9 protein-coding genes and 1 riboswitch are annotated in these 12096 nt (G+C 46.4%); of the genes, 4 read left to right on the forward strand and 5 right to left on the reverse strand.

Annotation, left to right across the window (positions count from 1 at the left end; translation table 11 throughout):
* Positions 1-30: 30 nt before the first annotated feature.
* The 4 genes from AAA943_RS10065 to AAA943_RS10080 all read left to right on the forward strand — a co-directional run bounded on the left by AAA943_RS10065 (position 31) and on the right by AAA943_RS10080 (position 6679).
* Positions 31-1956: an AAA domain-containing protein gene (locus AAA943_RS10065; protein ID WP_338224109.1), complete on the forward strand. Its 1926-nt coding sequence runs from the start codon at positions 31-33 to the stop codon at positions 1954-1956.
* A 219-nt stretch (positions 1957-2175) separates the two neighbouring features.
* The gene (locus tag AAA943_RS10070) at positions 2176-4710 is read left to right on the forward strand and encodes a DUF7133 domain-containing protein (protein ID WP_338224110.1); all 2535 of its coding nucleotides are present in this window, start codon (positions 2176-2178) and stop codon (positions 4708-4710) included.
* Positions 4711-4719: 9 nt separating this feature from the next.
* Positions 4720-5811 (forward strand): sugar phosphate isomerase/epimerase family protein, encoded by a 1092-nt coding sequence (locus tag AAA943_RS10075; protein ID WP_338224111.1) that lies wholly within the window; start codon positions 4720-4722, stop codon positions 5809-5811.
* 73 nt (positions 5812-5884) lie between these two features.
* Positions 5885-6679 (forward strand): SDR family NAD(P)-dependent oxidoreductase, encoded by a 795-nt coding sequence (locus AAA943_RS10080; RefSeq protein ID WP_338224112.1) that lies wholly within the window; start codon positions 5885-5887, stop codon positions 6677-6679.
* Between the two features lie 11 nt (positions 6680-6690).
* Here the strand turns inward: AAA943_RS10080 and AAA943_RS10085 are convergent, their stop codons facing one another.
* From AAA943_RS10085 to AAA943_RS10105, 5 genes are all read right to left on the reverse strand, one after another.
* Complete coding sequence (locus AAA943_RS10085) at positions 6691-8022, reverse strand: GntP family permease (protein ID WP_338224113.1); 1332 nt, start codon at positions 8020-8022, stop codon at positions 6691-6693.
* A 160-nt stretch (positions 8023-8182) separates the two neighbouring features.
* Positions 8183-9349 carry a trans-sulfuration enzyme family protein gene (locus tag AAA943_RS10090; RefSeq protein WP_338224115.1) on the reverse strand — a complete coding sequence of 389 codons (1167 nt, stop codon included), beginning with the start codon at positions 9347-9349 and terminating at the stop codon, positions 8183-8185.
* Positions 9350-9442: 93 nt separating this feature from the next.
* Positions 9443-9547, reverse strand: a riboswitch (SAM riboswitch).
* Between the two features lie 61 nt (positions 9548-9608).
* Complete coding sequence (pth, locus tag AAA943_RS10095) at positions 9609-10169, reverse strand: aminoacyl-tRNA hydrolase (protein ID WP_338224117.1); 561 nt, start codon at positions 10167-10169, stop codon at positions 9609-9611.
* A gap of 81 nt (positions 10170-10250) precedes the next feature.
* Complete coding sequence (locus AAA943_RS10100; protein ID WP_338224119.1) at positions 10251-10823, reverse strand: 50S ribosomal protein L25/general stress protein Ctc; 573 nt, start codon at positions 10821-10823, stop codon at positions 10251-10253.
* 26 nt (positions 10824-10849) lie between these two features.
* A complete protein-coding gene (locus AAA943_RS10105; RefSeq protein ID WP_338224120.1) occupies positions 10850-11776 on the reverse strand; it encodes a ribose-phosphate pyrophosphokinase in 927 nt (308 codons plus the stop codon).
* Positions 11777-12096 lie beyond the last annotated feature (320 nt).

Genomic DNA, 12096 nt, shown 5'->3' on the forward strand with positions numbered 1-12096 from the left:
TGCTTAGTTTGTACCCTAAAATACCACTTGATGCCGAATTACCTCGAAGAATTAAAGCAAGGACTCAAACTTCTCAAAATGGAGTGGGAAGAGGACCTGGCCCAATACAAGAAAAAATTTCTAAATACTTCTGTCGCTGATAAGAAAAAGGAAGGAATCACCTGGCATCCCATCCAGATAAAAAAGTCCCAAATCGGAATGGGTGAGCGATTGATTATCGAAGTAGAACGTACGGATTCCAGCTATCCTTCTGCTTTTTCGTCCGGCAAATCGGTTTCATTTTTCAGTACTCAAGACGGATTTCACAGTTCTGAATTCCGGGTGTCCGGGGTAGTCAATCAGGCCAAAAAGGATTCCTTAATGGTGACTTTGCAGGCAGATGAAGTTCCTGACTGGATGGATGCGGGAAGGCTGGGGGTGGATTTGCTTTTTGATGAGGCCAGCTATCGGGAAATGGAATCGGCCCTCAAAAAACTGATGACATCAGACCAAGCCCGTCTAGTTGCCCTTCGGGATATTGCTTTTGGTCAAAGAAGCCCAAGGTTTAAGCCATTTTCGCCCCCAGCGATCTCCGGATTGAATTTTTCTCAGGCTTTGGCGTGCCAAAAAATCGAAGCGGCGGAGGATTTTGCAATAGTCCACGGCCCTCCTGGTACAGGAAAGACGACCACGCTCATTTCAGCTATTGAGTCTGCTGTACAAGATAAACAGCGAATTCTAGTCTGTGCACCAAGCAATGCTGCAGTGGATTTGCTGGTCGAAAAACTGGTAGATCGGGGGATATCCACTCTTCGACTTGGGCATCCAGCACGGGTGGAGGAAAAAATACTAAGCCAGACTTTGGATGCCAAAATTGCCTTCCATGACAGCTATCGGGATTTGAAGAAGCTGAGAAAAGAAGGAGAGTCCTATCTCAGATTAGCCAAGCAATATAAGCGGAACTTTGGACCGGAAGAACGAGCGCAACGAAAGCTCATGTACCAGGAAGTATCCCGAATCCGAGAAGCAGCGGGTCTCTTGGAAGACTATATCCGAACGGATATTTTTCAGCAGACTCAGGTTTTTGCGAGCACCTTGGTAGGTGCCGCCTCCCATCATCTGAAAGGGATGGTTTTCGATGTGGTAGTTATCGATGAAGCAGCCCAAGCTTTGGAAGCCGCCTCTTGGATTCCGATTTTGAAGGCAAAAAAGGTCGTTTTTGCCGGGGATCATTTTCAGCTTTCTCCAACTATCAAATCCTATGAAGCCTCCAGACAAGGGCTATCCGTGACTTTATTTGAAAAATTGATCCAAAGGCAGCCGGAAACAGCCGCGCTTTTGCAGGTTCAATATCGAATGCCGGAAGACATCATGGGATTTTCCAATCGGTGGTTTTATAATGGGAAACTTCAGGCTGCAGAAAATACCCAAAGTCATGCTTTTGGACCAGAAGAATCCACCTTAGAATGGATCGATACGGCAGGAGCAGGCTATTCCGATCAGACAGAGGCAGAGAGCCTAAGTACATTCAATCCTGAAGAGGCCCATTTGGCCTGTACTTATCTTAATGATACCATAAAAAGGATCGGAATAAATCACTTCCGCGAAAACAATTGGACAATCGGATTGATTGCGCCCTACTCAGCTCAAGTAAGGAGGTTGCGCCACCTTATTTTTGAGACTTATGAATTTCCGAACCTCCGGGCATTTTCAGATTTGATTACCATCGATACGGTCGACGGTTTTCAGGGACAGGAGAGGGATTTGATGCTGATATCACTCACCAGGTCCAACGACGCAGGAGAAATCGGTTTTTTGGCAGAAGAGAGGCGAATGAATGTAGCCATTACACGGGCTAAGAGAAAACTAATCCTGATTGGCGATAGCAGCACTTTGGCCCAGCATCCCTTCTTTGACGAGTTGCTGAGATATTTTGAAGAGAAAAATGCCTATCGAAGTGTTTGGGAATTGAGGTGAGGCCTGAAAGTATGCCCCATCAACAACAGGATTGTAGTTGGGATGGAGCTGGAATATTTTCTCCCATCCTTTTGCTCCATCCGCCGTTTTTCCCTGAAAAAGTACCCTTTCCCGGTTTAATCTTGTAATTTTTGGGAAATAAAACCAAATTGGAAATCGCCTGTTTAATCAGCAGTAAGGTGAGTTTTGTCCTGCAAATCCCAAAAAAACCTGTAGAATATGCATAGAATTGCGCTGTTGATATGTGCTGTTGGATTGAGTTTTTTCTTTTCCTGCCAAAATCAGGGACCCTCCCCTGAAACTCCCGATAGTCCTCCCAGATCACCCGAGGAAGAATTAAAAACCTTCCAAATTGAACCCGGCTTTGAGGTCCAGTTGGTCGCTTCCGAGCCTATGGTGGAGGCTCCAGTGCACATTCAGTTTGATCAGGATGGGCGGCTTTGGGTGTTGGAAATGCGCGGGTACATGAATGATATGGAAGGCTCCGAAGAGAAGCTGCCCGTGGGATCTGTTGCTGTTTTGGAGGATACCGATGGGGACGGATTCATGGACAAGCGGATGGTTTATTTGGATTCTTTGGTCATGCCCAGATCCTTGGGCTTGTATAAAAATGGGGCCTTGATTGCCGAAAACAATGCCTTATGGTGGACCGAGGATACCAGCGGAGACGGAAAAGCGGATGTCAAGACCTTAGTAGATTCCACCTACTCCGCCAATGGGCTCCCCGAACACACCGATAATGGATTTGTAAGAAATGTGGACAATTGGTATTACAGTGCCAAGTCCCGATTGAGATACAGAAATATATCCGGCAAGTGGGTAAGAGATTCCACTGAGTTTAGGGGACAATGGGGAATCGCTCAGGATGACAAAGGGCGTCTGATTTACAATTACAATTGGTCTCAGCTACACGGAGATTTGGTCCCTCCCAATTACCTTTCCAGAAACAAGAATCACAAGCCCACCTCGGGGATTGATCATGGATTGACGATAGATCGCAGGGTTTTTCCGATTCGGTCTAATTTGGCGGTAAACCGGGGTTATATTCCGGGTACTTTGGATTCTGCCAATCGATTGCAGGAATTTACCTCTGCTTGTTCTCCGACTGTTTATAGAAGCCATCTTTTTCCAGAATCTTTCTTTGGAAATGTATTCGTGATGGAGAATGCCGGCAATTTGGTCAAGCGCAACGTAGTCAAGGAAAATGGGATTTTGCTGGAAGCCCATGATCCCAATCCGGGTCGGGAATTTATGGCCTCAACAGATGAGCGATTTCGTCCGGTACATGGTACGATAGGACCTGATGGTGCGCTGTATATCGTGGATATGTATCAGGGCATAGTGCAGCATACTGCCTATATGACGGATTATCTGAGGGAAAAGACGGTCGAGAGAGGCCTGGAGTCTCCCGGGCATATGGGCAGGATCTGGAGAGTGGTACCTAAAGGATACAAAGCCAAGCCTTCAAGCCAATTATCAGAGGCCTCCACTTCCGAATTGGTTGAAATGCTGGCTCATTCGGATGGCTGGTATCGGGATATGGCCCAACGGCTTTTGATAGAGCGAGCAGACTCCCAGTCACTTACGTTGTTGGAGGATCTGGTCAAAAGCAATAAGTCAGCCCTGGGTAGTTTCCATGCACTTTGGACCTTGGAGGGCTTGGACTCTTTAAAGCCAGAATTGCTTTTTCAGGTTTTAAGAGAAAGCGAACCTTGGGTCAAAAATTCTGCCTTAAGACAACTGGAAGTAGTGGCCCAAAGCGATGAAGCTGTGATGGAGCAATTGGAAAAGGAGATGGTCCGACTTTCCCAAAATGCTTCCGAAGAACTGGCTTTGCAGCTTGCCCTCAGCGCCTATGTAATTTCCCCAGAAAGCCGTATGGAGGTAATTCAGTCTGTTTTGGAAGCTTATGGAAATTTGCCGCTGATACGCGATGCTTCCATGAGTAGTCTGGGAGGAATGGAATGGACTTTCTTGCAATCCTTTTTGAAAGGAGAAAAAGACAATGCGGATCGCGATATATTCATGGAGTTGCTGGCTTCGGCTATTCTTGAAAAAGGGGATTCCAAGGAAATAGAAATGCTTTTTGCCGAAATCAATCAGCCTCAAATCGATAAGAATGGAGAGATTATTCTAAATGGCTTGGCAATCAAAGCCAGTCAGATAGAGACCCTTGGACAAATCAAGCTTTCTGGAAAACCTGCTCTCTTATCCCGAGAAGATTTGCCTTTGGATGAAATGAGAAAATCAATGCTCAATGGGGTGTTTAGCTGGCCGGGATATAAACCTTCTGAAAGACTGGCTTCTCAAACTACTCTGGATGAGGCGGGCATGAAGCTGTTTGCCGAAGGCCGTCAAAAATACTTGGCAACTTGCTCGGGTTGTCATGGCAACAACGGGCGTGGAGCTTCCCGAATGGGACCGCCCTTGGCCGGTTCTGAGTGGGTTTTGGGGGATGAAGTACGACTTAGCTTAATTATGCTTCATGGTATCGAAGGTCCGATAGAAGTAGCTGGCAAAAAATACGATGCTCCGGAGATCTTGCCGGTGATGCCTTCACATTCTACCATGGATGATCGAAGCATAGCGGCAATTCTTACGTATATTCGAAATGAATGGGGAAATCAAGCCCCAGCAGTGACTGGCAGGACCGTAGGCACTACCCGAGTTTTGAATCAGGGGAGAGTTTATCCTTGGTCAGCATCTGAACTCAATGCCCATATGGAAAAGCTGACTTCTGCATCTAAACCTTAGCTATTTTCCATGAAGAAAACTCCCAACACCTTTCATTTAACCCCTAGCCGGAGAGAATTTCTACAGAAGTCTGCAATGGCAAGTGCTTTATTGGTTTGGCCATTTCCCGCTATGCCGGTAAGTCTGAAAGGTGTATCCATGGGTGTGGTGGTTCATTCCTATGGAATGAGGTATGGAGGAAAAATCCCCAGTGAACGATATCCGGGATTTAAGGATGCTTTGGATTTGATGAGGCATTGTCATTCTTTGGGTGCAGCCGGCATTCAAACTACGGTAGGGGGATGGGCGGAAGATTTTGCCAAGAAAGTAAGAGAAGAAAGAGAAAAGTTGGGGATGTATTTGGAAGGGAGCATCAGCCTGCCTAAAGATGAAGCAGACTTGATTCGATTTGAAAAGGAAGTAGTCTTAGCCAAAGAAGCCGGTGCTCAGGTATTGAGAACGGTCTGTCTAAGCGGTAGGAGGTACGAAAACTTCAAGTCAGAAGAAGAATGGGAGGCCTTCAAAGAAAGATCTGTCCAGTCGATTCAGTTGGCTGAACCGGTGGTGAAAAAGCACCAAGTCAAATTGGCCATAGAAAATCACAAAGACTGGCAGGCTGCCGAGTTGGCTCAGCTGATTCAACAGACAGCAAGTGAGTGGGTGGGAGTTACCCTTGATTTTGGAAACAACATTTCTTTGGTTGAAGATCCCATGGAGGTGATTCGAACATTGGCACCCTTTGCTTTTTCAACTCATGTCAAGGATATGGGAGTAAAAAGCTATGAAAAAGGTTTTCTGCTCTCGGAAGTGGAGTTGGGCAAAGGAATAATTGACCTTAAGGAAGGAGTTGATCTTTGTAAAAGATACAATCCTCAAGTCACTTTCAGCTTGGAAATGATCACTCGGGATCCTTTGGAAATTCCCTGTCTGGAAGAGGGGTTTTGGATCACTTTTCCGGATGAAAAAGCCAAACAACTTGCCAAAATTCTCAGCATGGTCAGAAATCGGTCCTTTAAGGGGACTTTGCCGGGAGTCAGTGGACTTTCTGGTGAAGAAAGACTTGCACTCGAAGAGAAGCATGTGGTTTCCTGCTTGAATTATGCCGGAAAAGAGCTTTCGTGATCTCCTTTTCTCTTCAAACAACGATTGAGCAATTAAAAAAACAGAAACTTATTCATTCTATAAATCCACCATCATGGCAACTCTAGATTTCTCCCAACTTCCTGGTCTTTCGCTTTTTTCTCTTCAAGGCAAGTCAGCCATTCTTACAGGAGGCACTAAGGGCCTTGGACTGGCCATGGCAGCTGGATTGGCCTCTGCCGGTGCTGATGTGCTTCTAGTCAGTAGAAAGGCCGAGGAAGGCAAAGAGGCAGCCGCAGAGATTGCTGAAAAGTATGGAGTAAAAGCCCTGACCTTTGCCGCGGATGTCACCGACCAAAAGGCAATGGAGGCTATGGCAGCTTTTGCCATGGAATCTTTTGGAAAAATCGATGTGCTCATCAATTCAGCAGGCATCAATATCCGGGGAGCCATAGACGAGCTGAGTCAGGAGGATTTTGATCAGGTAATGAAGGTCAATGTCACCGGGACTTGGTTGGCTTGCAAGGCGGTAATTCCCCAAATGAAAAAGCAGGGAAAAGGATCCATTATCAACCTAGCCAGTACCTTGGGCTTGGTTGGCTTGGCAAATAGAACCCCCTATACGGCGAGCAAAGGTGCGGTGGTTCAGATGACACGTGGCTTAGGCTTGGAACTGGCCCCGTGGAATATTACCGTCAATGCCATTTGTCCCGGGCCATTCCTCACGGAAATGAACCTGCCTATTGCCGATACCGAGGAAGGGAAAAAGTTTGTCGTAGGCGCTACGGCTTTAGGACGCTGGGGAAGGCTTCAGGAGATCCAAGGGGCAGCGATATTTTTGGCTTCCGATGCCGCCACCTACATGGTGGGGTCCATGGTGACTGTGGACGGTGGCTGGACTGCAAGGTAAGTGTTGTTTTTCTACTTGATAAATAGGGTGAGGATATAGACGATGGTGATTGCGGTACTACCTGCGATTAGGGTTCCTAAGCTATGGGAAAGGTTGCCTTGCTTAGTGGTCATGCCAGAAAGTTGAGTGACTACCCAAAATCCGCTGTCATTGGCATGGGAAATTCCCAAAGCTCCTGCACCGATCGCTACGCAGGTGAAAACCTTCATGATTTCACTATCCAGACCTAAAGGTCCCAGAATCGGGGCTATGATGGAGGCCGTTGTAATCATGGCAACAGTGGTGGAACCTTGGGCCGTTTTGAGTCCAAAGGCAATCAGAAAAGGAAGAAAAATCCCCCAGTTGGCATCACTCATCGTGGAGGTGACCAAATCACCCACTCCGGAGTTCTGAAGCATTTTCCCGAATACAGCCCCTGCACCGGTAATCAAGATCACTGGTGCTGAGAGTAAAATAGCCTCTCCTACCCATCCGGAGGCTGAGAGTAGCTTTCTGTCAAATTTTTTGGGTAGGGTAAAGGAAAGGATGGCTCCAATCAGCAGGGCTATTACTGGTGTTCCCAGAAACAGGATGGCTTTGATCAATGTCCCTTCACCAAGAGGTTTGGAAGGATAATTGGCGATAGAAGCAAGAATAATCAAGGTAAGAGGAATCAGTACCGGTAGAAGAGAGGAAAAGAAGCTGGGGCGGTCAGATTTGGCTATGGTCTTTTCATTGGCAGCGATGACCGGTCTCAGCGGGATTTTTGAAACCCATTTTTGGACAAAGAACAAGAGTGGAATCAAAGTGATTAGAGAAACCAAACCTCCATAGAAAATGACCTGTCCCAAATCCGCTCCCAAAATCCCTGCAGTGGCAATAGGACCTGGCGTGGGCGGAACCAATGAGTGACTGGCCATAGCACCAAGGGATACCGCTACAATTGTCGCTGCATAGGAAAGGGTGCTTTTTGCGGAAAGGGATTTAGCAATGGGATTCATCATGATGATGGTACTGTCTCCAAATACCGGAATGGAAAGAATCCAACTGCTGAGCATTAGGGAAAGGTTCACGGATTTTTCACCCACCCAGCGGAGTACTTTTTCTGCAATCACCATGGCTCCTCCGGTTTTTTCCAAAAAAGTACCCAAAATAACCCCTAGCAAAATCAGCAACCCTACGCTACCCAAAACTCCTCCAAATCCTTCAGAGATCGACTTGATGATCAACTCCGGCTCCATGCCCATCATCAATCCATAAATGATGGCTCCTACAAACAGTGCCAAAAAAGGGTGAATATCAAACTTGATGATGGCAACTAGAATCAGGGTCAATGCGACCAGAATAATCAGGAGTGTGAGCATCTTGGGTTCAAAGGTTGGAGTATGGGTTTTTCCAAAGGAGGAAAAAGTGAAAGCAAAAAATTAAAGAAAAATCAGGGAAAACCAGCCCCTCCAGTGGAAAAGTTGAAAATAGAAAGCCGACTGAAAAAATATCCAGTCGGCTGATGAACTGAGTCTACTCTTATTTTGACTTTTCCAGGGCTTGTTCTACATCCTGAATGATATCATCTGAATGCTCCAAGCCAACCGAAAGGCGGATCAATCCATCTGAAATTCCCACTTTGGCGCGTTCCTCTGCAGAAAGCTTGCTGTGGGTAGTAGAAGCGGGATGGGTGATGATGCTTCGGCTGTCCCCAAGGTTGGCTGTCACCGAGATCATTTTCAGCTGGTCAATAAATCGCTGTGCTCTGGCCACTCCTCCTTTGAGGGAGAGGGTGATGATTCCGCCTCCCGCTTTCATTTGTTTGATTGCCAGGTCGTGTTGAGGATGGGAGGGGAGGAAGGGGTATTTGACTGCTTCCAAGTGGCTATTTCCTTCAAAATATTCTGCGATTCGAAGGGCGTTGGCACAATGGCGGTCCATTCTTACTGCGAGTGTCTCCATGCTTTTAGCCAAAATCCAGGCATTGAAAGGGGATATGGATGGTCCGGTATGCCGGGTGAAAAACTGGACCTCTTTCATGAGGTCCTTTTTCCCCAGAATCAAACCTCCCAATACCCTTCCCTGTCCGTCGATGTATTTGGTCGCACTGTGGGTGACGATATGTGCTCCCCATTTGGCCGGCTGCTGAAGATATGGAGTAGCAAAGCAGTTGTCCACTACCAAAATCAACCCATGGGCCTGAGCAAATTTCCCCGCCCATTCTAAGTCGATGATTTCCAAGCCTGGATTGGACGGAGTTTCGATAAAGAGCATTTTGGTGTTGGGCTGGACCAGTTTTTCCCAATTTTGGCAATCTGAAATATCTCCATAGGTGGAGGTGATTCCCCATTTGGGGAAAACCCGGGTTAATAGCTGATGGGTGGATCCGAAAAGGGAGCGTGAAGCCAAAACATGGTCACCCTGCTGCAAAAGAGAAGCAATGCTCCCGAACATGGCCGCCATACCAGAGGCTGTGGCGATTCCATCATCCGTTCCTTCTGCCGCACAGACCTTTTGGATCAGATCTGCGGAGTTGGGATTGGCATAGCGCGAATAAATATTCCCCTGAATCTCGTCGGCAAACATGGCCCGAGCCTCCTCAGCTGAGTCAAAGGTGAAGCTGGAGGTAAGAAAGATGGGCGAGGAGTGTTCCTTTTCGTTGGTTCGGCTTTGGATTCGAATAGAATCTGTTTCAAAATGGCTCATGGCTTTAGGTATGGATAAGTATGGGCTTCAGGGGTGAAAAAAGAATTTCCCTAAGCAGAACCTGAACCAGAAAGAGGGGTAGATTAATCCGCCAATTTATAGTTCCCGCTGAGGGTAGGACTTGGCACCTTTCTCCTTGGCTGAAGATGGTTGCCAGAGGGTCATCGAGCCTAGTCTCTCGCCTCTTCTTTATAAATCAGTCACCTGAAGTGATGCAAAGAAAAAGGGAGAATTGGGTATTTCCAAATCTCCCTTGCAATCAGTCGTTGAATTGGGTCATAGTTTGGGCGATGCCGACGGTGCAAAACCCTTGAATCATGGATATCGCCCGATCCATCATCTCAGGTAGCTCCTCAAACTCTCGGGGCGTAAATCTTCCCAAAACATATTCTACTTGCCTTCCTTTTGGGAAGTCGTCGCCAATCCCCATCCGTAATCGGGGATAATCCTGTCCACCCAAAAGCGCTTCAATATTTTTTAGCCCATTGTGTCCTGCTGAGCTGCCTTTTCCCCTCATGCGAAGTTTTCCAAAGGGAATGGCTACATCATCCACTAAGACCAGGATGTTTTCCTTGGGCACATTGAGTTCTTTCATCCAATAGTTGACTGCTTTGCCACTTAGGTTCATGTATGTGGTAGGCTTGATGAGATGTAGGGTTCTTCCTTTGTGTTTGATCTCGGCTTTGAAGGCCAGTCGGTCACTTTTCCACGCGGCCCCTTCCTTATCCGCCAATCTATCCAAGGTCAAGAAGCCGATGTTATGTCGGGTGAGTTCGTATTCTGGGCCGATGTTTCCCAAGCCCACAATCAAATATTTCATATTCTATCCGGTTCAAGCTTGTGAAAATAAAAAATCCTGCCCGATAAAGGGCAGGATCTTAATAAACTGTTGGTAATTGAATTACTCAGCCTTTTTTCCTCTAAGTGCTCTCGGAATACCGATGGTCACGATGGATACATTAGGAGAGGTAAGGATTTCATATCCTTCAGGATTCAATTCACCTACTTTGAAAGATTTACCCAAGTCGAGGTTGGAAATATCAGCTTCGATAAAGTCAGGAAGGTTTTGAGCCAATCCTTTTACTTTCAATTTTCTGGTTTTGAATTCCAACTTACCCCCTTTTGCAATACCTGGAGAGCTTCCTGTGATTTTGACAGGAATCTCAAACTTAATCGGCTTGTCGTTGGTGAAAGCCATGAAGTCTGCATGAAGCAATACTTCGCTTACCGGATGGAATTGAGCTTCTTTCAAAACCGCCTTCACGATAGTTCCTTCGATGTTCAATTCCACCAAGTGAACGTCCGGAGTATAGATCAAGTCCCTGAACAGGATGGCAGGGGAATGGAAATGAATTTGTTCAGGAATACCTGGACCGTAAACCACGCAGGGTACACTGCCGGTATCTCTGATCTCATTCAAAGAGGCACTGTCGAGATTTGCTCTTTTAAACCCTATAATCTCTAGTGTTTTCATATGTATTTGTATTTAAAATTGGTTTCTCAGATAAATAGCGAGCTGATTGAAGTATGTCCAGTGACGGCATGAATGGCTTTTCCAAACAGCTCGGCTACAGTGAGGACGCGGATTTTCGGAGAGGGTTGCCTTAGGGCTATGGTGTCGGTGATGACTAATTCTTCCAAAACGGAGTTTTCGATGTTTTCGAAAGCATTTCCTGACAAGACACCGTGAGTCACAATTGCCCTTACAGAAGTCGCACCTTTTTCTTTAATGATTTGGGCAGCTTTGCAGAGAGTACCTGCAGTATCAACCAAATCATCGACTAGAATCACATCTTTACCCTCTACATCCCCGATTACCTGCATGGAGGCGATCTCGTTGGCTCTTTTTCTGTGCTTATCACAGACCACCATTTCTACTTCAAAGTGCTTGGCGTAGGATCTGGCCCTTGCAACACCTCCCACATCGGGAGCTGCAAAAATCATATCCTTGAGCCTAAGCGTGCTCAAATAGGGCGCAAATATAGCTGATCCATTCAAATGATCCAATGGGATATCAAAAAATCCCTGGATTTGTCCTGCATGAAGGTCGCAGGTCATGATTCGGTCTGCACCTGCCGAGGTAATCATGTTGGCGATCAATTTAGCAGCGATGGATACCCGTGGTCGGTCTTTTCTATCCTGCCTAGCATATCCAAAATAGGGGATCACCGCACAGACCTTGTATGCACTTGCCCTTTTTGCGGCATCGATCAGAAGGCAGAGCTCCAGGATGTTGTCACTGGGAGCATTGGTACTTTGGATGATGAAGACGGTGCAGCCACGGATGGATTCATCAAAACTTGGGGACATTTCTCCGTCACTGAACTTAGAGAGAGTAAGGTCACCAAGCTTTTTTCCGTAACTCTTGGCAATTTTTTCTGCTAATTTTTCACTGCTTGATCCGGCAAATATTTTTACCTCTGACATAGGGGAATTCGGGTTGGTGGAGGAGTTCTTTGGTAGACAAAAGTAATGATTTTTGAAGGAAGGGGTAAAAGGCTAAGGAGAAAATCAAAATTTGCCGGCTTTAATTGGGTGAAAGTCCTTTTTGGGGATTAACCCGGCACGACTTTTTGTTTAGGGAGGTTTTCAATACCTAATAAAGGTTGATTCACGGATTGGGAAAAGTACAATCTTGTCAAAAAATAAAGTCAAGGACACCGATCCTGTAATTTTTCAGGATTCCTGAATAGAAAACAGCGAAGAAAGGGTTGAATTGGATATTTTAGGAGTGGATAAGCCCTTTT

This window comes from Algoriphagus confluentis (assembly GCF_036245625.1).
GTDB lineage: Bacteria > Bacteroidota > Bacteroidia > Cytophagales > Cyclobacteriaceae > Algoriphagus > Algoriphagus confluentis.